The organism is Hydrogenophaga sp. T2 (assembly GCF_049843535.1).
Taxonomy (GTDB): Bacteria; Pseudomonadota; Gammaproteobacteria; order Burkholderiales; family Burkholderiaceae_C; genus Hydrogenophaga; species Hydrogenophaga crocea.
Window position 1 is genome coordinate 351,029 of sequence record NZ_JBBHZJ010000003.1, and the last position, 23,178, is coordinate 374,206.

Here is a 23,178-nt window from a genome sequence, read left to right on the forward strand (position 1 = left end):
TCGCCGTCCGGGCGTCATTCCTTGTAATAGACGACCTGGTGCGTGGTGGCCAGCAGCGCGCCGGCCTGGCTCCAGAGCTGGCCGCGCTGGTCGAAGTAGCCGTTGCGCATCACGCTGGCCTGGGCCTGGCCGAGCAGCCAGCCGTCGCCCACCGCGGCGAGCTCGGCCTGGCCGACGTGGAAGTACACCGTCATCGAGACGGTGCCCGCGGGCACGCGCGTGGCGCGGCGCAGCCACACGCGCGGAAAGAACACGTCGCACAGCGCGGCCAGGCTCATGAAGTCGAGCGCGCGCGGCGGCTCGTCGCGCACCCACAGCGTGCTGCGGCTGTGCTCGCCGCTGCCGTCCCACACGCGCGGGATCGCGCCTTCGACGATGCGGATGTCGTAGCGCTGCACCCACTCGACCAGCCCCGCCATGTTGGGCCGGCCGATGGCGTTGGGCGAGAGCACGCGCGGCGCGGGCTCGTCCTGCGAGCCCCAGGTCTCGCGGCGCACCGCGGTGAGTGCGGTGGCGGTGAGCACGGTCTCGCCGCCTTGCGTGATCTCGATCAGCCAGTGCTGCGTGGAGCGGTTGGTGCGCACCGGCCGCGCCTGCAGTTCGAAGCCGCCGTCGGCCAGCGCCGCGCAGTAGTTGACGGTGAGCGACACCGGCTCGCCCAGGCGCTCGGGGTGCTGCCAGACCGCGTGCAGTGCCGAGGCCGCGGTGATGCCTCCGTAAGGCCCGACCATGTTGGCGTAGGCCGGGTCGGTGCGGCCGAGCCAGCGGCCCGGGCCCTGGGGGGCGAGCGCGATCGCGCGGTCGAAGAGATGAGCGTCCATGGCGCGCAGTGTGCACCAGTGCCGTGCACCGCGCGCAAGCGCCCGCAACGCGCGGCCCGCCTGCATGTAGCGCTTGTGACAACGAAGCAGCGTGCGGTGAAACCCGCGTGGGGTTTCCCCTCATCCTCTGCTCGGGGCGCATGCTCACAATGCCCGCGATGGCAAGCAACACCGCTGACGACTGCATCCTCGAAGCGCGGGGACTGGTGAAGGAGTTCAAGGGCTTCGTCGCCGTCAACGACGTGAACCTGCGCGTGCGGCGCGGGCAGATCCATGCGCTGATCGGGCCCAACGGCGCGGGCAAGACGACCGTCTTCAACCTGCTCACCAAGTTCCTGATCCCCACGCGCGGACAGATCCTCTACAACGGCGAGGACATCACCCCGCAAAAGCCTGCGCAGGTGGCGCGGCGCGGGCTGGTGCGCTCGTTCCAGATCTCGGCCACCTTCCCGCACCTGAGCGTGCGCGACAACGTGCGCATCGGCCTGCAGCGCGCCACGGGCAACTCGTTCCATTTCTGGAAATCGAAGAAGGTGCTCGACGCGCTCGACGACCGCGCCATGGAACTGCTCGACACCGTGGGCCTGCGCGAGTTCGCCGACACCGTGACGGTGGAGCTCTCGTACGGCCGCAAGCGCGCGCTCGAGATCGCCACCACGCTGGCCACCGAACCCGAGCTCATGCTTCTCGACGAACCCACGCAGGGCATGGGCCACGAAGACGTGGAGCGCGTGACGCAGCTCATCAAGAAGGTGTCGACCAACCGCACCATCCTGATGGTCGAGCACAACATGAACGTGGTGTCGAGCATCGCCGACACCATCAGCGTGCTGCAGCGCGGCCAGGTGATCGCCGAGGGCGACTACGCCACGGTGTCGGCCAACCCGCAGGTGCTGGAAGCCTACATGGGCAGCGCCGAAGCGCAGCTGCAGGGAGCGCACTGAGATGGCCGCCGAAGAACTGCTGCGCCTGAGCGGCGTGAACGCCTGGTATGGCGAATCGCACATCCTGCACGGTGTCGACCTCACGGTGCGCCAGGGCGAGGTGGTGACGCTGCTGGGCCGCAACGGCGCCGGCCGCACCACCACGCTCAAGGCGATCATGGGCATGGTGGGCAAGCGCACCGGCTCCATCATGGTCACGGGCAAGGAAACCGTGGGCATGAGCACGCACCAGGTGGCGCGCCTGGGCCTGGGCTACTGCCCCGAGGAGCGCGGCATCTTCGCGAGCCTGAGCTGCGAGGAGAACCTGCTGCTGCCGCCCGCGGTGGCCGAGGGTGGCATGTCCATCGACGAGCTCTACGGCCTGTTCCCCAACCTCCAGGAACGCCGCCACAGCCCGGGCACACGCCTGTCGGGCGGCGAGCAGCAGATGCTCGCGGTGGCGCGCATCCTGCGCACCGGCGCCAAGCTGCTGCTGCTCGACGAGATCTCCGAAGGCCTGGCGCCCGTGATCGTGCAAACGCTCGCGCGCACCATCCGCACGCTGCGCGAGCGCGGCTTCACCATCGTGATGGTCGAGCAGAACTTCCGCTTCGCGGCGCCGCTGGCCGACCGCTTCTACGTCATGGAACATGGCCGCATCGTCGAGGGCTTCACCGCCGCGGAGCTCGACGCGAAGATGGGCATGTTGCACGAGTACCTCGGCGTCTGACGCACGGGGTGGGTCCATCCACATCCACACACGACTGAAGGAGAGCGAGACATGAAACTGGGTGCGAAGAAACTGCTGGCCACCGCGGCCGCGGCCATGCTGACGGCGGGGGCTGCGCAGGCGCAGATCTCCGACGGCGTGGTCAAGATCGGTGTGCTCAACGACATGTCGGGCCTGTACGCCGACATCGGCGGCCCGGGCTCGGTGCTGGCCGCGCGCATGGCGGTCGAAGACTTCGGCGCCGACAAGAAGGGCATGAAGGTCGAGGTGGTCTCGGCCGACCACCAGAACAAGCCCGACGTCGGCTCGACCGTGGCGCGCACCTGGTACGACGTGGAGAAGGTCGACGCGATCTTCGACGTGCCGACCTCCTCGGTGGCGCTGGCGATCAACCAGATCACCAAGGAAAAGGGCAAGGCCTTCATCAACACCGGCGCGGCCACCTCCGACCTCACCGGCAAGCAGTGCAGCCCCAACACCGTGCACTGGCTCTACGACACCTGGATGCTGGCCAACGGCACCGGCAGCGCGATCGTGAAGACCGGCGGCGACAGCTGGTTCTTCCTGACCGCCGACTACGCCTTCGGCCACGCGCTCGAGCGCGACACCGAGGCCGTGGTGACCAAGAACGGCGGCAAGGTGCTGGGCAAGGTGCGCACCCCGTTCCCGGGCAGCGATTTCAGCTCCTTCCTGCTGCAGGCCCAGGCCTCGCGCGCCAAGATCATCGGCCTGGCCAACGCGGGCGGCGACACCATCAACTCCATCAAGCAGGCGGCCGAGTTCGGCATCACCAAGGGCGGCCAGAACCTGGCGGGCCTGCTGGTGTTCATCACCGACATCCACGGCCTGGGCCTGAACACCGCGCAGGGCCTGATCTTCACCGAGGCCTTCTACTGGGACATGAACGACCAGACCCGCGCCTGGGCCAAGCGCTTCGCCGACCGCAACGGCGGCAAGTACCCCACGTCCGACCACGCGGGCGTGTACGCCTCGGTGCTGCACTACCTGAAGGCGGTGGAAGCCGGCAAGACCGACGACGGCACCAAGGTGGTGGCCAAGATGAAGGAACTGCCCACCGACGATCCGCTGTTCGGCAAGGGCGTGATCCGCGCCGACGGCCGCAAGACCCACCCGGTGTACCTGTTCGAGGTCAAGAAGCCCGCGGAATCCAAGGGCCCGTGGGACTACTACAAGGTGCGCGCCACCATCCCCGCCGACCAGGCCTTCCGTCCGCTCAAGGACGGCGAGTGCTCGCTGGTGAAGTGATGAACCCTGCCGGGTGGCGCCCTGCGGGCGTCGCCCGGTTTCGAGAACCGGCATGACCGAAATTTTTGGCATTCCCTCCGCGGCCCTCTTCGGCCAGTTGCTGATCGGGCTGATCAACGGCTCGTTCTACGCCCTGCTGTCGCTGGGGCTGGCCGTGATCTTCGGTCTGCTCAACATCATCAACTTCACGCACGGCGCCCAGTACATGATGGGCGCCTTCGTGGCCTGGCTGCTGCTCAACAAGCTGGGCGTGAGCTACTGGTGGGCGCTGGTGATCGCGCCCGTGGTGGTCGGCGCCACCGGCGTGGTGATCGAGCGGCTCATGCTCTCGCGCCTCTACAAGCTCGACCACCTCTACGGCCTGCTGCTGACCTTCGGCATCGCGCTCATCATCCAGGGCATCTTCCGCAACGAGTACGGCTCCTCGGGCCAGCCCTACGCCATTCCCCCGCAGCTGCAGGGCGCGCAGAACCTGGGCTTCATGTTCCTGCCCAACTACCGCGGCTGGGTGGTGGCGGCCTCGCTGGTGATCTGCCTGAGCACCTGGTTCGTGATCGAGCGCACCAAGCTCGGCGCCTACCTGCGCGCGGCCACGGAGAACCCCACGCTGGTGCAGGGCTTCGGCATCAACGTGCCGCGCATGATCACGCTCACCTACGGCTTCGGCGTCGGCCTGGCCGCGCTGGCTGGCGTGATGGCCGCCCCCATCTACCAGGTGAGCCCGCAGATGGGCTCGGACATCATCATCGTGGTGTTCGCGGTGGTGGTGATCGGCGGCATGGGCTCGATCATGGGCGCCATCCTCACGGGCTTCGGCCTGGGCATCATCGAAGGCCTCACCAAGGTCTTCTACCCCGAGGCCTCCAACACCGTGATTTTCGTGATCATGGCCATCGTGTTGCTGATCAAGCCCGCGGGCCTGTTCGGCACGCAGAAGTGAGTCCCACATGACCACGTCCTCCCCCACCCTCTCGCATGCGGGCGCCGCCCGCAAGGCCGACACCGGCCAGTCGCAACTGGTCATCGCCTTCGGCATCATGGCCGCGTTCTTCCTGATCGCACCCGTGGTGGTGTACCCGGTGTTCCTCATGAAGGTGATGTGCTTCGCGCTGTTCGCGTGCGCCTTCAACCTGCTGATCGGCTTCGGTGGCCTGCTCTCGTTCGGCCACGCCATGTTCATGGGCAGCGCGGCCTACGCCTCGGCCCACGCGGCCAAGGTCTGGGGCTTCACGCCCGAGATCGCCATCCTCTTCGGCACCTGCTGCGCGGTGATCCTGGGCGTGGTGGTGGGCGCGCTCGCCATCCGCCGCCAGGGCATCTACTTCGCGATGATCACGCTGGCGCTGGCGCAGATGGTGTTCTTCTTCAGCCTGCAGGCCAAGTTCACGGGCGGCGAAGACGGCATCCAGGCGGTGCCGCGCGGCCACCTGTTCGGCGCCATCGACCTGAGCAACAACATGGCCATGTACGCCGTGGTGTTCGTGATCTTCATGGCCGGCTTCCTGCTCATCTGGCGCGTGGTGCACTCGCCCTTTGGCCAGGTGCTGCAGGCGATCCGCGAGAACGAGGCGCGCGCCACCTCGCTGGGCTACGACACCGACCGCTACAAGCACCTGGCCTTCGTGCTGTCGGCCGGCCTCGCGGGCCTGGCGGGCGCGACCAAGGCCATCGTGTTCCAGCTGGCCTCGCTCACCGACGTGCACTGGAGCATGTCGGGCGAGGTGGTGCTCATGACCCTGCTCGGCGGCATGGGCACGCTGTTCGGCCCGGTGGTGGGCGCCGCCATCATCGTGTCCATGCAGAACTACCTGGCCCAGCTCGGTGCCTGGGTCACCATCACCCAGGGCGTGATCTTCGTGATCTGCGTGCTGGCCTTCCGCCGCGGCGTGGTGGGCGAGATCGCGAACCTGATCAAGAAGCCGCTCTGACCGGCCTCAGCCAGCGGGCCGCGCGCCGGCCGGCGATGCGTGAAGCTGCAGGCCCAGCGCGGCAATGACCTTCATGACGGTGGCAAAGGCCGGATTGCCATCGGGCGACAAGGCCTTGTAAAGGCTCTCGCGGCCCAGCCCGGCGTCCCGCGCGACTTGCGTCATGCCTTTGGCGCGAGCGATGTCGCCCAGGGCCGCTGCGATCAATGCCGGATCACCGTCTTCGAGCGCCGCCTCCAGGTAGGCGGCCATGTCTTCTTCGCTGGCGAAGTGATCGACCGGGTCCCAGCGGGTGGTGGTCGGTGTGCGCATGTTTGACCCTCAGTTCGCAGGCACCTTTGACGGAGGGGTGTCGGCCGGGTGTGACCGACACATCCTAGACGTTGAGCAAGGCAGCTCTTTCGGGGGTATCGCTGCGAGAGCGAGGTTGGGGTCGAGAGGCACCGCGGACCCGGCTCTGCCGGTCCGCTGGTGCCGCCCCCTTGAGGGGGTGACGCGCCGCAGGCGCGGCGCAGGGGTGGGTCACATTCTCTCGAAGATCCCCGCGGCGCCCTGCCCCATGCCCACGCACATGGTGACCATGCCGTACTTCTTGTTGTGCCGCTTGAGCGCGTGCACCACGGTGGCCGAGCGGATCGCGCCGGTGGCGCCCAGCGGGTGGCCCAGTGCGATGGCGCCGCCCATGGGATTGACCCGGGCCGGGTCCAGGCCCAGGGTGATGATGACCGCGAGCGACTGCGCGGCAAAGGCCTCGTTGAGCTCGATCCAGTCCATGTCGTCCTGGCGCAGGCCCGCGTAGCGCAGCGCGGCCGGAATCGCCTCGACCGGGCCGATGCCCATGATGTGCGGCGGCACGCCGCGGCTGGCGTAGCTCACGAAACGCGCGAGCGGCGTCAGGCCGAAGCGCTTGACCGCGGCCTCGCTCGCGAGGATCAGCGCGCCCGCGCCGTCGCTGGTCTGCGAGCTGTTGCCGGCGGTGACCGAGCCGCGCGCGGCGAACACGGTGCGCAGCTTCGCCAGGCCTTCGAGCGTGGTGTCGGGGCGCGCGCCTTCGTCGAGGCTCACGGTGCGCGTGGCCGTGGACACCTCGGCGGTCTCCAGGTTCACGCTGCGCTCGGTGACCTCGACCGGCGTGATCTCGTCGGCGAACTCGCCGTTCTTCATGGCAATCACGGCGCGCTGGTGCGACTGCAGCGCGAAGGCGTCCTGCGCGTCGCGCGAGACCTTCCACTGCTGCGCCACCTTCTCGGCCGTGAGGCCCATGCCGTAGGCGATGCCGTACTGCTCCACGTCCTGCGTGTTGGCGAAGATGGCGGGCGACAGGCTGGGCGCGTTGCCCATCATGGGCACCATGCTCATGCTCTCGGTGCCGGCGGCGATCATCACGTCGGCCTCGCCCACGCGGATGCGGTCGGCCGCCATGGCCACGGCCGACAGGCCCGACGCGCAGAAGCGGTTCACCGTGATGCCGCCCACGCTGTTGGGCAGGCCCGCGAGGATGGCGCCGATGCGCGCCACGTTCAGGCCCTGCTGCGCCTCGGGGATGGCGCAGCCGCAGATCACGTCCTCGATGGCCTTGGGGTCCAGCCCCGGGGCCTGCGCGAGCGCCGAGCGCAGCGCGTGGGCCAGCAGGTCGTCGGGCCGCAGGTGCTTGAACGAGCCTTTGTGCGAACGGCCGATGGGCGTGCGCGTGGCGGCCACGATGTAGGCGTCTTGAACTTGTTTGCTCATGGTGGGGCTCCTCAGTTGCGGACCGGCTTGCCGGTGTTGAGCATGCCGAGGATGCGTTCCTGGGTCTTCGGGTTCATGATCAGCGCGCAGAAGGCCTGGCGCTCCAGCGTCATGAGGTATTCCTCGCTCACGAGCGTGCCGGGGTTCACGTCGCCACCGGTCACCACGTGGGCGATCAGGCTGGCGATGTGGAAGTCGTGCTGGCTGATGAAGCCGCCGTCGCGCATGTTCACGAGCTGGCCCAGGATGGTGGCCTTGCCGTCGCGGCCGGCCACCGGGAACAGGCGCTTGTGCGGCGCGCGCCAGCCGGCGCGGAACATCGCTTTCGCTTCGTTCAGGGCCACGAACAGCAGCTCGTCCTTGTGCGGCACGATCAGGTCGGACTCCAGCAGGTAACCGATCGCGCGCGATTCGATCGCGCTCGTGCCCACCTTGGCCATGGCCGCGGCGGTGAAGCCTTCGGTGAGGAAGGGCAGCAGGTCCTTGCCGGTCGAGGTGGCGGCGTTCTCGGCCGCGCGGCGCGCGATGTAGGTGAGGCCGCCCGCGCCCGGGATCAGGCCCACGCCCACTTCCACCAGACCGATGTAGCTTTCCATGTGGGCCACGCGCTTGCTGCTGTAGACCGCGAGTTCGCAGCCACCGCCCAGCGCCATGCCGCGGATCGCGGACACCACAGGCACGTTGGCGTAGCGCAGGCGCAGCATGGTCTGCTGCATGAAGCCTTCGGCGTCCTCGATCGCGGCCACGCCCACGGCGAGGAAGGCCGGCAGCATGGCCTGCAGGTCGGCGCCCACGCTGAAAGGCTCGTCGCCCGACCAGACCACCAGGCCCTGGTACTGCGCCTCGGCCAGCTCCACGGCCTGCATCAGGCCTTCGCAGACCTCGGGGCTGATGGCGTGCATCTTGGTCTTGATGCTCGTGATCAGCACCTCGCCGTCGAGCGTCCACAGGCGCACCGAATCGGTCTCTTCGACGGTGGTGCCGGCGCTCGCGAAGCGCGGGCCGGCCTCGCCGAGCAGCAGCTCGGGGAAGGGTTGGCGTTCGTACACGGGCAGCGCGCGGCGCGGCTCGAACACGCCTTTGGCGGGGTTCCACGAGCCCTGTGTGGTGTGCACGCCGCCGGCCTCGGCCACCGGGCCCTTGAAGACCCAGTCCGGCAGCGGGGCCTTGCACAGCGCCTTGCCGGCATCGATGTCTTCCTGAACCATCTTCGCCACCTGGAGCCAGCCGGCTTCCTGCCAGAGCTCGAACGGGCCCTGCTTCATGCCGAAGCCCCAGCGCATGGCCAGGTCCACGTCGCGCGCGGTTTCGGCGATGGACGCCAGGTGCACGGCTGCGTAGTGGAAGCCGTTGCGCAGGATGGCCCAGAGGAACTGCCCCTGCGGGCCGCTGCTGTCGCGCAGCAGCTTCAGGCGCTCGGCCGCGGGCTTCTTGAGCATGCGGCCATAAACCTCGTCGGCCTTCTGGCCGGCGGGCACGTAGTCGCCGCTCTCGAGCTCGAAGCGGAACACGTCGCGGCCCACCTTCTTGTAGAAGCCGGCCTTGGTCTTCTGCCCCAGGTGGCCCTGGTCGAGCAGGGCCTTGAGCACGGCGGGCGTGCCGAAGCTGCCGTAGAACGGGTCGGTGTCTTCGCTGAGGTTGTCCTGCAGGGTCTTGATCACGTGGGCCATGGTGTCCAGGCCCACCACGTCGGCGGTGCGGAAGGTGCCGCTGCTGGCGCGGCCCAGGCGCTTGCCCGTGAGGTCATCGACCACGTCGAACGTGAGGCCGAAGCGCTCCACCTCTTTCATCGTGGCCAGCATGCCGGCGATGCCGATGCGGTTGGCGATGAAGTTGGGCGTGTCCTTGGCGCGCACCACGCCCTTGCCCAGGCCGCTGGTCACGAAGGTCTCGAGCTGGTCGAGGATCTCGGGCTGCGTGGTGGGCGTGGCGATCAGTTCCACCAGCGTCATGTAGCGCGGCGGGTTGAAGAAGTGGATGCCGCAGAAACGCGGCTTGATCGCCTCGGGCAGGGCCGCACTGAGCTTGGTGATGGACAGGCCCGAGGTGTTGGACGCGACGATGGCGTGTTGGGCCACGTGCGGCGCGATTTTCTGGTACAGGTCGAGCTTCCAGTCCATGCGCTCGGCGATCGCCTCGATCACCAGGTCGCACTCGCCGAGCAGGGCCATGTGCTCCTCGTAGTTGGCCGCCACGATGAGGTCGGCATCGGCCGCCACGCCGATGGGGGCGGGCTTGAGCTTCTTGAGGTTCTCGATGGCGCGGGTGACGATGCCGTTCTTGGGGCCTTCCTTGGCGGGAAGGTCGAACAGCACGACCGGCACCTTGACGTTGACGAGGTGGGCGGCGATCTGCGCGCCCATCACGCCCGCGCCGAGCACGGCGACTTTTCTGACGTTGAATCGGTTCATGTTGGTTCCGTGGGCGGTGGGCGGGGCGTCACTCGACGCGCTGCCACACCTGGGTTCGGAAGAAGGGGCCGAGGTAGCCGCGCATTTCGAGCTGGGCGCCGCCGTTGACCGGCTTCAGCCGCGCGCGGTAGCTCTTGCCGTTGTTGGGGTCGACGATGGTGCCGCCCTCGAACACGGCCTTGTCGCTCTCGCCGGCCTTGATGCCGCGCAGGATCTCCAGGCCCACGACGGGCTTGTCCTTGCGGTCGTCGCTGCACTTGTCGCAAACGGCCTTGGGGTCGCTCGCGGGGTCGAGCAGCTTTTCGATGCGGCCGCTGAACACGCCGTTGCTCTCGGTGATGCGCACCAGCGACTTCTCTTTCTTCGAGTCGTCGTCGATGGTCTTCCACAGACCCGCAGGCGTCATCTGGGCCTGGGCGGCACCGGCCAGCGCCAGGCCGGCCAGGACAAGCAGGGTGCGCTTCATGCCAGGGCCTGCTCGGTGTCCATCAGCACCTTGCTGCCCGAGCGCGCCAGGCGCATGAGCGTGGCGGTCTCGGGGAACAGCTTGGCGAAGTAGAAGCGCGCGGTCTGCAGCTTGGCGGTGTAGAACGGGTCGGTGCTGCCGGCCTCGATGGCGCGCAGCGCGGCCTGGGCCATGCGCGCGAAGAAGTAGGCGAACACCAGGTGGCCCGCCACGCGCAGGTAGGGCACGGCGGCCGCGCCCACCTCGTCGGGGTTCTGCATGCCTTTGAAGCCGAGCTCGGTGGTGAACTTGGTCATCTGCTCGCCCAGGTAGGCCAGCGGGTTGATGAACTCGGCCATCTTCTCGTTCACGCCCTCGGCCTCCACGAGCTGGGCCACGAGCTTGCCGAACTTCTTGAGCGTGGCGCCGTTGTTGCCCAGCACCTTGCGGCCCAGCAGGTCCAGGCTCTGCACGGTGTTCGTGCCCTCGTAGATCATGTTGATGCGGGCATCGCGCACGAACTGCTCCATGCCCCATTCCTTGATGTAGCCGTGGCCGCCGAACACCTGCATGCAGTGGTTGGTGGCCTCGAAGCCGTTGTCGGTGAGGAAGGCCTTGGCGATCGGCGTGAGCAGCGCGGCGAGGTCGGCGCTGTCCTTGCGCACCTTCTCGTCGGGGTGGTTGAGCTCCTTGTCGAGCAGCAGGGTGCAGAACATCAGCAGCGCGCGCCCGCCTTCGGCATAGGCCTTGGCGGTGAGCAGCATCTTGCGCACGTCGGGGTGCACGATGATGGGATCGGCCGGCTTGCTCTTGTCCTTCACGCCCGAGAGGCTGCGCATCTGGATGCGGTCCTTGGCGTAGGCCAGCGCGTTCTGGTAGGCCACCTCGGTCAGGCCCAGGCTCTGGTTGCCCACGCCCAGGCGGGCGGCGTTCATCATCACGAACATGGCCGGCAGGCCCTTGTTGGGCTCGCCCACCAGCGTGCCCACGGCGCCGTCGAGCACCATCTGGCAGGTGGCGTTGGCGTGAATGCCCATCTTGTGCTCGAGGCCGCCGCAGTGGATGGCGTTGCGCTCGCCGATCGAGCCGTCGGCCTTGACCTGGAACTTGGGCACGAGGAACAGGCTGATGCCCTTGCTGCCCGCGGGCGCATCGGGCAGGCGCGCGAGCACCAGGTGCACGATGTTCTCGGCCAGGTCGTGTTCACCGGCGCTGATGAAGATCTTCTGGCCCGTGAGCTTGTAGCTGCCGTCGGCCTGCGGTTCGGCCTTGGTGCGCAGCAGGCCCAGGTCGGTGCCGCAGTGCGGCTCGGTCAGGCACATGGTGCCGGTCCATTCGCCGCTGGTGAGCTTGGGCAGGTAGAGCGCCTTCTGCTCGGGCGAGCCGTGCGCGTGCAGGCATTCGTAGGCGCCGTGCGACAGGCCGGGGTACATGGTCCAGGCCTGGTTGGCGCTGTTGAGCATCTCGTAGAAGCACTGGTTCACGATGAAGGGCAGGCCCTGGCCACCGAACTCGGGGTCGCACGAGAGCGCGGGCCAGCCGCCTTCCACGTACTTGGCATAGGCCTCCTTGAAGCCCTTGGGCGCCTTCACCTCGTGGGTGGTCTTGTCCAGCGTGCAGCCCTCTTCGTCGCCGCTGATGTTGAGCGGGAAGGTCACTTCGGCCGCGAACTTGCCGCCCTCTTCGAGCACCGCGTTGATGGTGTCGGCGTCGATCTCGGCGTGCTTGGGGCAGGCCTTGAGTTCGTCGACGGCGTTGAAGACCTCGTGCATGACGAACTGCATGTCGCGCAGCGGCGGGTTGTAGACGGGCATGGGCGGGTTCTCCTGGGTGGTTCGAGGTGAAGGAAACGGGTTCAGGTCTTGCGCGCGGGCGTGGGCCGCGCGCCGTTGCGCTCGAGGATGGCGTCGAAGCCCTTGAGCGCGCGGTGGATGCAGCCGGGGCTGCGCAGGAAGCGCGCCTCGTAATGCAGGGCAAGGATCAGGCCGTGGATTTCGAAGGCCACTTGTGACGCGTCGGTGTCGGGCGCGAAATGGCCCTCTTCCACCGCGATCTCGATCGCGCGCTTGAAGGCGTCCTGCCAGGTGGTGACGGAGCTGGCCAGCGCGTCGCGCACCGGGCCGGGGCGGTCGTCGAACTCGACGGCGCCGCTGATGTAGATGCAGCCCGAGTCGATCTCGACCGAAGTGCGCTTCATCCAGTTGTCGAACAGCGCGCGCACGCGCGGCAGACCGCGCGCGGCGCTCATGGCGGGGTAGAACACCTCGTCCTCGAAGCGCGTGTGGTACTCGCGCACCACCGAGATCTGCAGCTCTTCGCGCGAGCCGAAGTGCGCGAACACGCCGGACTTGCTCATTTGCATGACCTCGGCGAGGGCGCCGATGGACAGGCCTTCGAGCCCGATCTGCGTGGCCAGACCGAGCGCCGCCTCGACGATGGCGGCCTTGGTCTGCTGGCCCTTGGGGGCCTGGCGGTCGGCGGTGCGCGACAGGGTGCCGCGGCGTTGGCGCAGGGGGGTCTCGCTCATGCGGGCGCTCGGGTCGGGTGGAGGAAGCCGTCGTCAAAAGAAACGAACGATCGTGCTATTTTTACCCGGAATGGCGCGCGCCGAACAAGCCTCGGCGTTTTCGCGGGGCTTTGTTTTAGGGCCTCGGCCCTAAAGCGGCGTGAGAAAGGTCGCGGCGGGCGCTCAGAGGCGGCCGCCGGGCAGCAGCAGGTTCAGGCTGTGCTCGAGGCTTTCGCCGGGCGAGCGCTTGAAGCCGCTGCGCGCGAAGCGTTGCAGGCGGCCCACGCAGAAGGCCGTGATCACCGAGGCGTCGGCCTGGGCGTCTACCGTGGGCGTCTGCGTGCCCGTGAGCACCGCGGCCTCGCGCAGGTCCTGGCGCAGGGTGGACTCGATCTTGTCGAAGAACAGGTTCATGCGCTGCTGCAGGCGTTCGTTTTCGAACACCAGCGCGTCGCCCACCATCACGCGCGTCATGCCGGGGTTCTTCTCGCCGAACTGCAGCAGCAGGGCCACGAGCTTGCGGCAACGCACCAGGGCATCGGGCTCGCGTTCGCCGAGCTGGTTGACCAGGCCGAACACGGTCTGCTCGATGAACTCGATCAGGCCCTCGAACATCTGGGCCTTGCTCGCGAAGTGGCGGTAGAGCGCGGCCTCGCTCACCTCGAGCCGGGCCGCGAGCGCCGCGGTGGTGATGCGTTCGGCCCCGGGCTGCTCGAGCATGGTGGCCAGGGCCTGCAGGATCTGCACGCGCCGCTCGCCCGGCTTGGGGCGCTTGCGCGCCGGCGCCTCATGGGCATCGACCGCGGCAGCGGCGTCGCGCGCGGAGTCGTCGGGCATGGGCATCTCGGGCGCGGCAGTGGTCATGGTCGTCGTGCGTTCGGTGATCGATCCCGCGTCCATTCTCGCACAGGCGGCAACATCTGGTTACCCAGCATCGGCGCGGCCTGCCGAGCGAGTGGGCGGCCGCATCAAGGCCCGAACAGCGGGCTGGCCGGCGCGCTCAGGCCGAGCGGATCATGGTGCCGAAGGGCTCGTTGCCCAGCACCTCGAGCAGCAGCGCGTGCGGCACGCGGCCATCGATGATGTGCACCGCGTTCACCCCGCTCTTGGCGGCCTCGAGCGCGCCCGCGATCTTGGGGATCATGCCGCCCGAGATCGTGCCGTCGGCCACCAGCGCATCGATGCGCTGGGGCGTGAGCTCGGTGAGCAGTTGGCCCTGCTTGTCGAGCACACCGCGGATGTTGGTGAGCATGAGCAGCTTCTCGGCCTGCAGCACCGTGGCCAGCCGGGCGGCCACCACGTCGGCGTTGATGTTGTAGCTCTCGTTGTTCTGGCCGAAACCGATGGGGCTCACGACCGGGATGAACTGGTCGTCCTGCAGCGCCTTCACCACCGCCGGGTCCACCGCCACGATGTCGCCCACCTGGCCCACGTCGTGCTCGCGCGAGGGATCGGCCTGGTCGGTCATGCGCAGCTTGCGCGCGCGGATCATGGCGCCGTCGCGGCCGGTCAGGCCCACGGCCTTGCCGCCGGCCTGGTTGATCAGGCCCACGATGTCCTGCTGCACCTCGCCGGCCAGCACCCACTCCACGACCTCCATGGTCTCGGCGTCGGTCACGCGCATGCCCTGGATGAACTCGCCCTTCTTGCCCAGGCGCTGCAGCAGGGTCTCGATCTGCGGGCCGCCGCCGTGCACCACCACCGGGTTGATGCCCACGAGCTTGAGCAGCACCACGTCTTCGGCGAAGTCCTGCTGCAGGGCCGGGTCGGTCATGGCGTTGCCGCCGTACTTGATGACCATGGTCTTGCCGTGGAACTGCCGGATGTAGGGCAGCGCCTGAGCCAGGATCTCGGCGCGGTCGCGCGGGGCGATGGTGGTGATGTCGGGTGCGGTGGACATGCGCGGGCCTATGGATGAGGGCAAAAGCCCGGATTCTAGGGACGCGCGGTGGCCCTCAGAAATGGATGCCGCGCATCATCTGCTGCATCGCGATCGCCTCGGGCGAGAGCTGCGATTTCGCGCCCTTCTCGCCCTTGGCCGCGGCCGAGTCGGGGAACATGCGGAAGCTGGTGTTCATCACGATCTGCGCGATGCGCGGCACCAGCGCGTGCATCACCTGGCCCGTGACGCCCAGGCGCGTGGCGATGCGCACCGGCTTGTCGATGCAGGCCTGCGCGATCATGTCGGCCGCCTCCTCGGGCGCGAGCGTGGGCACGTTGTTGTAGATCTTGGTGGGCGCGATCATGGGCGTGCGCACCAGCGGCATGTTGATGGTGGTGAAGGTGATGCCCTGGTCGGCGAACTCGCTGCTCGCGCAGCGGGTCCAGGCGTCGAGTGCGGCCTTGCTGGCCACATAGGCCGAAAAGCGCGGTGCGTTGGTGAGCACGCCGATGGAGCTGATGTTGACCACGTGGCCGCGGCGGCGCTGCACCATGCCGGGCAGCAGGCCCATGGTCACGCGCAGGCAGCCGAAGTAGTTGAGCTGCATGGTGCGCTCGAAATCGTGGAAGCGGTCGTAGCTGCCCTCGATGGCGCGGCGGATCGATCGGCCCGCGTTGTTGATGAGGAAGTCGACCCCGCCGTGGTTCTGGATCAGCAGCTGCACGAAGCGGTCGGCGTCGGCCATGTCGGCGATGTCCACCGGGTAGGCGATGAATTCGTAGCCCTTGGCCTTGGCCTCCTTGCAGGCCTCGTCGAGCTTGTCCTGGTCGCGGCCGCAGATCACCGTGGTGGCACCGGCTTCGGCGAACTTGTGCGCGGCCGCCAGGCCGATGCCCGAGCTGCCGCCCGTGACCAGCACCACCTTGCCACCCACCGTGCCTTTGAGGCTGCGGTCGCGGTGCAGGTCGGGGTCGAGGTGGCGTTCCCAGTAGTCCCACAGGCGCCAGGCGTAATCCTTGAGGTTGGGACAGGCGATGCCGCTGCCCTTGAGCGCGGCCAGCGTGCCACGGCAGTCGAAGCGCGTGGGGTAGTTCACGAAGGTCAGCATGTCCTCGGGCAGGCCAAGGTCCTTCATGACCGCGTCGCGCACCCGGCGCACCGGCGCCAGCGCCATCAGGCCCTTCTTCACGCTCTTGGGAATGAAGCCCAGCAGCGCCGCGTTCACGAACAGGTTCATCTTGGGCGCGTGCGCGGCCTTGCTGAAGATGTCGAGCACGTCGCCCACGCGGTAGCCCACCGGGTCGACCAGGTGGAAGCACTCGCCGCCCTTGCGCGGGCCGTGCGCGATGTGGTCGAGCGCGTTGACCACGAAGTCGACCGGCACGATGTTGATGCGCCCGCCTTCGAGCCCGATGCTGGGCATCCACGGCGGCAGGATCTGCCGCATGCGCTGGATCAGCTTGAAGAAGTAGTAAGGCCCGTCGATCTTGTCCATCTCGCCGGTCTGGCTGTCGCCCACCACGGCCGCGGGGCGGTACACCGTCCAGGCCAGCTTGCTCTCGGCGCGCACGAGCTTTTCGCTCTCGTGCTTGGTCATGAAGTAGGGGTGGTCGATGTTCTCGGCCTCTTCGAACATGTCTTCGCGGAACACGCCCTCGTAGAGGCCGGCGGCCGCGATCGAGGACACGTGGTGGAAGTGGCCGGCGCCGATGGCCTTGGCAAAGTCGATGGTGTTGCGCGTGCCGTCGATGTTCACGGCCACCTGGCTCTCTTCGTCGGCGTCGAGGTCGTACACCGCGGCGAGGTGGAAGAAGTGGTCGATCTGGCCCTTGAGGGCCTTCACGTCGTCGGCCGACACGCCGAGCTTCTTCTGCGTGAGGTCGCCGAACACCGGCACCGCACGCGCCGGCCCCACGCCCCAGAACTCGCGCAGGCCCGCCACCTTGCCTTCGCTCTCGCGGCGGATCAGGAAGTGCACCACCGCGCCCTTGCGCTGCAGCAGTTTGGCAACGAGACGCTTGCCGATGAAACCGGTGGCGCCGGTGACGAAGTAATGCATGAACGGGCTCCTGCTCGGGATGGGATTCGGATCGTGTGCGATTCTGTTGCACGCGCCAAAAGGCGCCCGTCCGAAGAAACCCGCGTGCGCGGCCGCCGGGTCTAGTCGCGCTTCCCTACAAATGGCGGGCAGGGGCGGCGAACATGCAAGGCCCCGGCGGCCCGGCCGCCTTCACCGCCCGACCCTCACCCCTTCACAGGAGCCCGCAGCATGGTCAAGAAAGTCTCCAAGGGCAGCAGCGCCCGCTCGTCCAATACCACCGCGGGCGCCTCGCCCCTGGCCGGCGCCATCAAGGACTCGGCGCAGCAGATCTGGCTCGCGGGCCTGGGCGCTTTCGCCAAGGCCCAGGAAGAAGGCGGCAAGGCCTTCGAGACCCTGGTGAAGGAAGGCCTGTCCATGCAGCGCAAGACCCAGGCCGTGGCCGAAGAGCGCCTGAGCGAAGCCACCAGCCGCGTGAGCAGCATGGCCAACGACCTGCAGAGCAAGGCCGCGGGCCAGTGGGACAAGCTCGAGAGCCTGTTCGAAGAGCGTGTGGCCAAGGCGCTGGGCAAGCTCGGCGTGCCGTCGGCGCGCGACGTGGACGCCCTGATCGAGCGCATCGACGCGCTCAATGCGCAAGTGATGAAGATGGGCGGCATGGGCGTGGCCGGCACCGGCAAGCCGGCCCGCAAGGCCGCCGCCAAGAAGACACCCGCCGCGAAAAAGGCCCCGGCCAAGCGCCCGGCCGCGAAAAAGGCCGCGGCCAAGAAGAGCGCGTGACCCGTCGCTTGACGCAGCGCACGACCCTGCTGCGTCGCAGCAGGCCTGAGCGGCGACGGCACCTACACTCGGCCGCATGACCCGCGCCCGCCCACGCCAGCCTGCTCCGCGCATCGCCCTCGCCCTGGCCGGGGGCGGCCCGCTGGGCGCCATCTACGAGATCGGCGCGCTGTGCGCGCTCGACGACACGCTGATCGGTCTCGACCTCAACGCCTGCGACCACTACCTGGGCGTGTCGGCCGGCGGCTTCATCAGCGCGGCGCTGGCCAACGGCATCACCCCGCGCGAGCTCAGCGAAACCTTCATCGAAGAGCGCCCTCGGCTCGACGGCTTCGACCCCGCGTGGCTCATGCAGCCCGCGTGGCGCGAGGTGGCCGCGCGGCTGCGCAGCCTGCCGCGGCTGGCGGGCGGTGCGGCCTGGGCCTGGGCCGTGCAGGGCAAGGCCTTCACCCAGGCCATCGAGCGGCTCGGCGCGGCGCTGCCCACGGGCCTGTTCGACAACGAGGCCATCCACGCACAGATCCAGCGCCTGTTCACGCGGCCCGGCCGCACCAACGACTTCCGCGAACTGCGTGCGCGCCTCACGCTCGTGGCGACCGCGCTCGACACCGGCGAGGCCGCGCCCTTCGGCCGGCCGGGTTGGGACCACGTGCCGATCTCGCGCGCGATCCAGGCCAGCGCGGCCCTGCCCGGCCTGTTCCCGCCGGTGGCCATCGACGGCCGGCACTACGTGGACGGCGCGCTCAAGAAGACCCTGCACGCCTCGGTCGCGCTGGAAGAAGGCGTCGACCTGCTGCTGTGCATCAACCCGCTGGTGCCCTTCCACGCCTCGCCCGAGGCCACGCACGAAGGCCGCATCCCCGCGCTGGTGGAAGGCGGCCTGCCCGCGGTGATGAGCCAGACCTTCCGCTCGATGATCCATTCGCGGCTCGAACTGGGCTTTCGCCACTACGAGCGCGATTACCCGAACACCGACATCGTGCTCATCGAGCCCGACCAGCGCGACGCCGAGCTGTTCTTCGCCAACACCTTCAGCTACCGGCAGCGCCGCGAAATGGCCGAGCACGCCTACCAGCAGACGCGTGCGCTGCTGCGCCTGCGCGCGGGCCGGCTGGCACCGCGCTTCGCGCGCCACGGCATCGCCATCGACCACGCGGCGCTGGCCGACCCCGACCGCCACCTGATCGATACGCGCCTGCGGCCCGCCGACAGCGCCGTGGCCGCGCGCCTGCACCACGTGCTCGACGAACTGCAGCGCCGCCTGCCGCAGGCGGCCTGAGCCCATGGCCAAGAAAGCCCCGCGCCGCACGGCCGAACGCATCCTCGAGACCACGCTCGACCTGTTCAACCGCTTCGGCGAGCCCAACGTGTCGACCACGCTGATCTCGGCCGAACTCGGCATCAGCCCGGGCAACCTGTACTACCACTACCCGGCCAAGGACGAGCTGATCAACTCGCTGTTCGAGCGCTACGAGCGCGCGCTGGGCGAGCTGCTGAACGCGGCCGACGGCGTGCGCAACGTGGAAGACGCGTGGTTCTTCCTGCACTCGCTGTTCGAGCGCATCTGGGAATACCGCTTTCTTTACCGCGACCTCAACGACCTGCTGTCGAAGAACCGGTTGCTGGAGACGCGCTTTCAGGCGCTGCTCGCGGCCAAGGCGCGCGCGGTGCGCGGCATGCTCGGCGGGCTGGGGCGCGCGGGCGCGGTGCAGCTGGACAGCCGCGAGGTGGAGCCGACGGCGGACAGCATGGTGGTGCTGCTGACCTACTGGCTCAGCTACGAGTACGTGCGCGACCCGCGGCGGGCGCTCGAGCCCGAGCAGGCGCAGAGCGCGCTGATGCGGGGGGCGCAGCATGTGCTGCACCAGTTGGCGCCTTACCTGGAGCCGGCGCAGCGGCAGCACCTGATGGGGCTGTCTTCGGCGTATCAGCGCTGAGTTTTTCTGTCCGCCTGGGTTGGCGGTGTCAGGGGCGGGGCCTTCCGCGCCCTGGCTTCGGCCCGCCAGCGGCCACAGCGCCGCAGGTCAGGCCGTCAACCCATCCACCGCCTGGAACAGCGCCTGCCGCGCCTGGCTGATGATCTGCCCGCGCCAGGTGTCGGTGTCGGTGTAGAAGGCGTTGAGCACGCGCTGCTTGATTTGCGCCTGCAGTTCGGCCGGCGCTTCGGGGTGCTGGTGCAGCCAGTGGTCGCCGCGCAGCGAACCGATCACCTCGGGCACCGGCACTGTGCCGTACTCCAGCGCAATGCCGGTGTATTCGGCCTGCGGGCACTCTTCGTACACCGACGCCCACATCAGCCCCGTGAGCTGCGCCGAGGTCGACGAACCGTCGTAGATGCTGGTGACCGGCGTGGCGCCGTTGCCGCCCCACCAGGCGCGTGCGCGGGCCAGCGCGGCGGGCTCGTCGCGGCAGGCGCAGATGCGCTCGCCCACACCATTGGGGCCCAGGCCAGTGTGCAGGTCGATCCAGGCGATGCGCTTGGCGGCCTGCGCGTGCTCGCGCAGGATGCGGCGCACCGTGCCGTTGTTCCAGGTGGGCGCGGTGCCGCCAAAGAACAGGCCGTCGGCGAACGCGTGCTGGCCCATGGTCACCGCGGCCTGGAAAGCCAGCATGCCGTGCTGGCCGATCCATGCGCCCACGGCCGCGTCGTTCTCGGGCGAGGGTGGCCAGGTGTCGGGCAGCAGCAGCGGGTGCAGCGAGGCATAGGCCTCGTTCACCGGCAGCGGCTTGGAGAAGTCCTGGAAATTGCGGTTGAGGTCGACGTTCTCGTGCGTCACGCGGCGCAGCCACGAAAAGCCGTGCGGGTTGAGCGCGTGCACGTACAGCACGGCCACACCCGCGTCGCGGGCCTTGGCCTGCCACTCGGCGTCGTGCGCGGCGAACACCTGCACGCCCGAGCCGCAGAAGCCTTCCACGCCGTGGCAGGCGCTGCTCACGATCAGCAGGTGCTGCGCGTCGGGCGAGCCGGCCAGCGCCACGTCGGTGGCCAGGGTTTCGCCGTCGCGGCCCTTGAGCGGGTGCTCGTGGCTGCGGATGGCCATGCCCGCGGCCGCGGCGGCCTCGAGGAACTTGCGGCGGGCTTGGGCGTAGCTGGTGGAGAAGGCGTCGTTGATGCCGATCACGCGGCACCCCCGGCACGGCGCGGACGGCCCAGCCACTGCTCGGTGAGCTGCACCCAGAAGGTGGCGCCGAGCGGGATCAGGTCGTCGTTGAAGTCGTAGCTGGGGTTGTGCAGCATGCAGGGGCCGTCGCCGTGGCCGCTGTCGCGGTGCGTGCCGTCGCCGTTGGCGATGAACAGGTAGCAGCCGGGCCGGGCCTGCAGCATGTAGGCGAAGTCTTCGGCGCCCATGGTGGGCTCCTGCTCCACCACGCGCTCGGCGCCCACGATGCCCGCGAGCACCTCGCGCGCGAACGCGGTTTCCTCGGGGTGGTTCACGGTGGGCGGGTAGTTGCGGTTGAACTGGAACTCCACCGTGGTGCCGTAGGCGGCGGCGGTGTGCTCGGCGATCTCGCGCATGCGGCGCTCGATCAGGTCGAGCACCTCGTAGGTGAAGGTGCGCACGGTGCCGCGCAGCTCGGCGTGGTCCGGCACCACGTTGTTCGCTTCGCCGGTGTGGATCATGGTCACCGAGATCACGCCCGCGTCCACCGGCTTCTTGTTGCGCGTGATGATGGTCTGGAAGCCCATCACCATCTGGCAGGCCACGGGCACCGGGTCGATGCCGTTGTGCGGCAGCGCGGCGTGCGCGCCCTTGCCGCGGATGGTGATGGTGAAGTCGTTGCTCGACGCCATCACCGGGCCGCTGCTGACCGCGAAGCTGCCCGCGGGCAGGCCGGGCCAGTTGTGCATGCCGAACACGGCCTCGACCGGGAATTCGGTGAACAGGCCGTCCTTGATCATTTCGCGCGCGCCGCCGCCGCCCTCTTCCGCGGGCTGGAAGATCAGGTAGACGGTGCCGTCGAAGTCGCGGTGCTTCGCAAAATGCTGCGCCGCGGCGAGCAGCATCGCGGTGTGGCCGTCGTGGCCGCAGGCGTGCATCTTGCCGGCGTGCTTGCTCGCGTGCGCGAAGTGGTTGTGCTCCTGCATGGGCAGGGCGTCCATGTCGGCGCGCAGGCCGATGGCGCGGCCGCAGGCGCCGCCGTCGCGGCCGTGCACGATGCCGACCACACCGGTGGTGCCCATGCCGCGGCGCACGGGAATGCCCCATTCGGTGAGCTTGGCGGCCACCACGTCGGCAGTGCGGACCTCTTCGAAGCAGAGTTCGGGGTGGGCGTGGATGTCGCGCCGCACGGCCGCGATCTCCGCGGCCTGCGTGACGATGGAATCGATCAGTTTCATGTCCGGTCTCCGAAACCGGGCATGGTATCGGTTCACGGCTTTATCACCAGCCCCCGAGGCGACTGGCCCGGCGGCCCGTGCGGGTTTCAGCGGCGGATGCGGCCGTCCTCGGTGAGCAGGGTCATCTCGACGAACTTCGAACCCGTGTGCTTGTTCGGCCCGAAGTCGAGCGGAAAGCCGCCCAGGTCGAGGTTGCGCATGCCTTGCAGCGCGTTGATGAAGCCCTCGCGCGAGACGCCGCGGCCCGCGCGGTTGAGCGCCTCCACGAAGACCTTGGCGGCCACGAAGCCCTCGATGCCCGAGTAATTGGGCGCGCGGCCCTGCTTGGCGCGCACCGCGGCCAGGTACTCGCCCGAGATCGGCGACACCGGCGCGTAGGGGAACGGCATCACCTGGCTCACGGCCACGCCGCGCGCGTCCTTGCCGAGTTCGTCGAGCAGGGCCTGCGTGCCCACGAAGGACACGTTGTAGAGGTTGCCCGCGAAGCCGGCCTTTCGCGACTCGCGGATGAAGGCCGCGCACGATTTGTAGGCGCTGATCTGCACGATGGCCTCGGGCCGCCCGGCCATGATGGCCTTGACCGATTCGCTCACGTCCACCGTGTTGCGCTCCACCGTGCCGGTGGAGGCGGGCTCCATGTTCTGGGCCTTGAGCGCGCGCGTCACGCCTTCGAGGCCGGCCTTGCCGTAGGCATCGTTCTGGTAGAAGACCGAGATGCGCTTGATGCCCACCGCGGTGAGCTGGCGCACGATGGCCGCGGTCTCGTCGAAGTACGAGGCCCGCACGTGGATGGCGTAGCGGTTGAAGGGCTCGCGCAGCGCCTCGGCGCCCGTGAACGGCGCGAAGAACGGCACCTTGGCCTCGGTGGCCAGCGGCAAGGCCACCACGCTGGTGGGCGTGCCGATGTAGCCGAACAGGGCGAACACGCCCTCGCCGATGAACTGTTTGGTGTTGGCCGCGCACTTCTCGGGCTCGTAGCCGTCGTCGAGCCGCTTGAGCTCGATGCGCCGGCCATGCACGCCGCCCTTGTTGTTGACCTGCTCGAAGAACAGCTGCGCGCCCAGGTGGAACTGCAGGCCGAGCTGCTCGGCCGCACCGCTGAACGGGGCCGACTGGCCCAGCACCACGGTGGTGTCGCTCAACCCCCCGGACTGCGCGCCCGCGCGGCCGGACAGCACGGCCAGGCCGGGCAAGGTGGCGGCGCCGGCAGCGGCGCGCAGAAGGTGACGACGTCTCATGGGGGCACTCCTCTTCCCTGGTTCGTAAGGCAATACCCGTTAAGGGTATAAAAGCCGCTTCATATGTGGCCCTGCCCATCCGCCGGACGGCGGCCTGCGCGCGGCAGGCGCGCCTGTCTATGATCCCCACGCCACCCGCC

21 protein-coding genes are annotated in these 23,178 nt (G+C 68.7%); 8 read left to right on the forward strand and 13 right to left on the reverse strand.

Going from position 1 to position 23,178, the window contains the following annotated elements; genetic code table 11:
* Positions 1-14: 14 nt before the first annotated feature.
* Positions 15-821 carry an acyl-CoA thioesterase gene (locus WDZ95_RS08715; RefSeq protein ID WP_425777781.1) on the reverse strand — a complete coding sequence of 269 codons (807 nt, stop codon included), beginning with the start codon at positions 819-821 and terminating at the stop codon, positions 15-17.
* A gap of 158 nt (positions 822-979) precedes the next feature.
* On the opposite strand from WDZ95_RS08715, the gene WDZ95_RS08720 reads away from it, so the two are divergent.
* From WDZ95_RS08720 to WDZ95_RS08740, 5 genes are all read left to right on the forward strand, one after another.
* Entirely contained in the window at positions 980-1,765 is a 786-nt protein-coding gene (locus tag WDZ95_RS08720) for an ABC transporter ATP-binding protein (protein WP_425777783.1), read from the forward strand.
* Position 1,766: 1 nt separating this feature from the next.
* Positions 1,767-2,474 carry an ABC transporter ATP-binding protein gene (locus WDZ95_RS08725; RefSeq protein WP_425777785.1) on the forward strand — a complete coding sequence of 236 codons (708 nt, stop codon included), beginning with the start codon at positions 1,767-1,769 and terminating at the stop codon, positions 2,472-2,474.
* A 51-nt stretch (positions 2,475-2,525) separates the two neighbouring features.
* Positions 2,526-3,740, forward strand: coding sequence for an ABC transporter substrate-binding protein (locus tag WDZ95_RS08730; RefSeq protein ID WP_425777787.1), 1,215 nt, complete (start codon positions 2,526-2,528; stop codon positions 3,738-3,740).
* Positions 3,741-3,792: 52 nt separating this feature from the next.
* Positions 3,793-4,680, forward strand: coding sequence for a branched-chain amino acid ABC transporter permease (locus WDZ95_RS08735; protein ID WP_166227656.1), 888 nt, complete (start codon positions 3,793-3,795; stop codon positions 4,678-4,680).
* Between the two features lie 97 nt (positions 4,681-4,777).
* Complete coding sequence (locus tag WDZ95_RS08740) at positions 4,778-5,668, forward strand: branched-chain amino acid ABC transporter permease (RefSeq protein WP_240936664.1); 891 nt, start codon at positions 4,778-4,780, stop codon at positions 5,666-5,668.
* A gap of 6 nt (positions 5,669-5,674) precedes the next feature.
* Here WDZ95_RS08740 and WDZ95_RS08745 read toward each other — a convergent pair whose 3' ends face one another.
* The 9 genes from WDZ95_RS08745 to WDZ95_RS08785 all read right to left on the reverse strand — a co-directional run bounded on the left by WDZ95_RS08745 (position 5,675) and on the right by WDZ95_RS08785 (position 16,702).
* Positions 5,675-5,980, reverse strand: coding sequence for an addiction module antidote protein (locus WDZ95_RS08745; RefSeq protein ID WP_425777789.1), 306 nt, complete (start codon positions 5,978-5,980; stop codon positions 5,675-5,677).
* Between the two features lie 210 nt (positions 5,981-6,190).
* A complete protein-coding gene (locus WDZ95_RS08750; protein ID WP_425777791.1) occupies positions 6,191-7,399 on the reverse strand; it encodes an acetyl-CoA C-acyltransferase in 1,209 nt (402 codons plus the stop codon).
* A gap of 11 nt (positions 7,400-7,410) precedes the next feature.
* A complete protein-coding gene (locus WDZ95_RS08755) occupies positions 7,411-9,810 on the reverse strand; it encodes a 3-hydroxyacyl-CoA dehydrogenase/enoyl-CoA hydratase family protein (RefSeq protein WP_425777793.1) in 2,400 nt (799 codons plus the stop codon).
* A gap of 28 nt (positions 9,811-9,838) precedes the next feature.
* Positions 9,839-10,276, reverse strand: a complete 438-nt coding sequence (locus WDZ95_RS08760; RefSeq protein ID WP_287469331.1) for a DUF2147 domain-containing protein — start codon at positions 10,274-10,276, stop codon at positions 9,839-9,841.
* On the reverse strand, positions 10,273-12,069 hold the full coding sequence (locus tag WDZ95_RS08765) for an acyl-CoA dehydrogenase C-terminal domain-containing protein (RefSeq protein ID WP_166227666.1): 1,797 nt from the start codon (positions 12,067-12,069) through the stop codon (positions 10,273-10,275). The genes WDZ95_RS08760 and WDZ95_RS08765 overlap by 4 nt, the downstream gene beginning before the upstream one ends.
* Before the next feature lie 41 nt (positions 12,070-12,110).
* Positions 12,111-12,782 carry a TetR/AcrR family transcriptional regulator gene (locus WDZ95_RS08770; protein ID WP_425777796.1) on the reverse strand — a complete coding sequence of 224 codons (672 nt, stop codon included), beginning with the start codon at positions 12,780-12,782 and terminating at the stop codon, positions 12,111-12,113.
* Between the two features lie 162 nt (positions 12,783-12,944).
* On the reverse strand, positions 12,945-13,604 hold the full coding sequence (gene slmA, locus WDZ95_RS08775; protein WP_425778064.1) for a nucleoid occlusion factor SlmA: 660 nt from the start codon (positions 13,602-13,604) through the stop codon (positions 12,945-12,947).
* Positions 13,605-13,761: 157 nt separating this feature from the next.
* Positions 13,762-14,661, reverse strand: a complete 900-nt coding sequence (gene argB / locus WDZ95_RS08780) for an acetylglutamate kinase (protein WP_425777798.1) — start codon at positions 14,659-14,661, stop codon at positions 13,762-13,764.
* Between the two features lie 55 nt (positions 14,662-14,716).
* Positions 14,717-16,702, reverse strand: a complete 1,986-nt coding sequence (locus tag WDZ95_RS08785; protein ID WP_166227674.1) for an SDR family oxidoreductase — start codon at positions 16,700-16,702, stop codon at positions 14,717-14,719.
* Positions 16,703-16,912: 210 nt separating this feature from the next.
* On the opposite strand from WDZ95_RS08785, the gene WDZ95_RS08790 reads away from it, so the two are divergent.
* From WDZ95_RS08790 to WDZ95_RS08800, 3 genes are all read left to right on the forward strand, one after another.
* Entirely contained in the window at positions 16,913-17,461 is a 549-nt protein-coding gene (locus tag WDZ95_RS08790; protein WP_425777800.1) for a phasin family protein, read from the forward strand.
* 76 nt (positions 17,462-17,537) lie between these two features.
* Positions 17,538-18,740, forward strand: coding sequence for a patatin-like phospholipase family protein (locus WDZ95_RS08795; RefSeq protein ID WP_425777802.1), 1,203 nt, complete (start codon positions 17,538-17,540; stop codon positions 18,738-18,740).
* Positions 18,741-18,744: 4 nt separating this feature from the next.
* Positions 18,745-19,398 carry a TetR/AcrR family transcriptional regulator gene (locus WDZ95_RS08800; RefSeq protein ID WP_166227680.1) on the forward strand — a complete coding sequence of 218 codons (654 nt, stop codon included), beginning with the start codon at positions 18,745-18,747 and terminating at the stop codon, positions 19,396-19,398.
* A gap of 87 nt (positions 19,399-19,485) precedes the next feature.
* Here the strand turns inward: WDZ95_RS08800 and WDZ95_RS08805 are convergent, their stop codons facing one another.
* The 3 genes from WDZ95_RS08805 to WDZ95_RS08815 all read right to left on the reverse strand — a co-directional run bounded on the left by WDZ95_RS08805 (position 19,486) and on the right by WDZ95_RS08815 (position 23,038).
* Entirely contained in the window at positions 19,486-20,583 is a 1,098-nt protein-coding gene (locus WDZ95_RS08805; protein ID WP_425777804.1) for a M14 family metallopeptidase, read from the reverse strand.
* Positions 20,580-21,800 (reverse strand): M20 aminoacylase family protein, encoded by a 1,221-nt coding sequence (locus WDZ95_RS08810; protein ID WP_425777806.1) that lies wholly within the window; start codon positions 21,798-21,800, stop codon positions 20,580-20,582. The genes WDZ95_RS08805 and WDZ95_RS08810 overlap by 4 nt, the downstream gene beginning before the upstream one ends.
* 86 nt (positions 21,801-21,886) lie before the next feature.
* Positions 21,887-23,038 (reverse strand): ABC transporter substrate-binding protein, encoded by a 1,152-nt coding sequence (locus tag WDZ95_RS08815; protein WP_425777808.1) that lies wholly within the window; start codon positions 23,036-23,038, stop codon positions 21,887-21,889.
* Positions 23,039-23,178 lie beyond the last annotated feature (140 nt).

Bases quoted from the DNA above. Each gene is read 5' to 3' on its own strand.
- WDZ95_RS08715 (WP_425777781.1), bottom strand. From the start codon at position 821: ATGGACGCTCATCTCTTCGACCGCGCGATCGCGCTCGCCCCCCAGGGC.
- WDZ95_RS08720 (WP_425777783.1), top strand. From the start codon at position 980: ATGGCAAGCAACACCGCTGACGACTGCATCCTCGAAGCGCGGGGACTG.
- WDZ95_RS08725 (WP_425777785.1), top strand. From the start codon at position 1,767: ATGGCCGCCGAAGAACTGCTGCGCCTGAGCGGCGTGAACGCCTGGTAT.
- WDZ95_RS08730 (WP_425777787.1), top strand. From the start codon at position 2,526: ATGAAACTGGGTGCGAAGAAACTGCTGGCCACCGCGGCCGCGGCCATG.
- WDZ95_RS08735 (WP_166227656.1), top strand. From the start codon at position 3,793: ATGACCGAAATTTTTGGCATTCCCTCCGCGGCCCTCTTCGGCCAGTTG.
- WDZ95_RS08740 (WP_240936664.1), top strand. From the start codon at position 4,778: ATGGCCGCGTTCTTCCTGATCGCACCCGTGGTGGTGTACCCGGTGTTC.
- WDZ95_RS08745 (WP_425777789.1), bottom strand. From the start codon at position 5,980: ATGCGCACACCGACCACCACCCGCTGGGACCCGGTCGATCACTTCGCC.
- WDZ95_RS08750 (WP_425777791.1), bottom strand. From the start codon at position 7,399: ATGAGCAAACAAGTTCAAGACGCCTACATCGTGGCCGCCACGCGCACG.
- WDZ95_RS08755 (WP_425777793.1), bottom strand. From the start codon at position 9,810: ATGAACCGATTCAACGTCAGAAAAGTCGCCGTGCTCGGCGCGGGCGTG.
- WDZ95_RS08760 (WP_287469331.1), bottom strand. From the start codon at position 10,276: ATGAAGCGCACCCTGCTTGTCCTGGCCGGCCTGGCGCTGGCCGGTGCC.
- WDZ95_RS08765 (WP_166227666.1), bottom strand. From the start codon at position 12,069: ATGCCCGTCTACAACCCGCCGCTGCGCGACATGCAGTTCGTCATGCAC.
- WDZ95_RS08770 (WP_425777796.1), bottom strand. From the start codon at position 12,782: ATGAGCGAGACCCCCCTGCGCCAACGCCGCGGCACCCTGTCGCGCACC.
- slmA (WP_425778064.1), bottom strand. From the start codon at position 13,604: ATGCCCATGCCCGACGACTCCGCGCGCGACGCCGCTGCCGCGGTCGAT.
- argB (WP_425777798.1), bottom strand. From the start codon at position 14,661: ATGTCCACCGCACCCGACATCACCACCATCGCCCCGCGCGACCGCGCC.
- WDZ95_RS08785 (WP_166227674.1), bottom strand. From the start codon at position 16,702: ATGCATTACTTCGTCACCGGCGCCACCGGTTTCATCGGCAAGCGTCTC.
- WDZ95_RS08790 (WP_425777800.1), top strand. From the start codon at position 16,913: ATGGTCAAGAAAGTCTCCAAGGGCAGCAGCGCCCGCTCGTCCAATACC.
- WDZ95_RS08795 (WP_425777802.1), top strand. From the start codon at position 17,538: ATGACCCGCGCCCGCCCACGCCAGCCTGCTCCGCGCATCGCCCTCGCC.
- WDZ95_RS08800 (WP_166227680.1), top strand. From the start codon at position 18,745: ATGGCCAAGAAAGCCCCGCGCCGCACGGCCGAACGCATCCTCGAGACC.
- WDZ95_RS08810 (WP_425777806.1), bottom strand. From the start codon at position 21,800: ATGAAACTGATCGATTCCATCGTCACGCAGGCCGCGGAGATCGCGGCC.
- WDZ95_RS08815 (WP_425777808.1), bottom strand. From the start codon at position 23,038: ATGAGACGTCGTCACCTTCTGCGCGCCGCTGCCGGCGCCGCCACCTTG.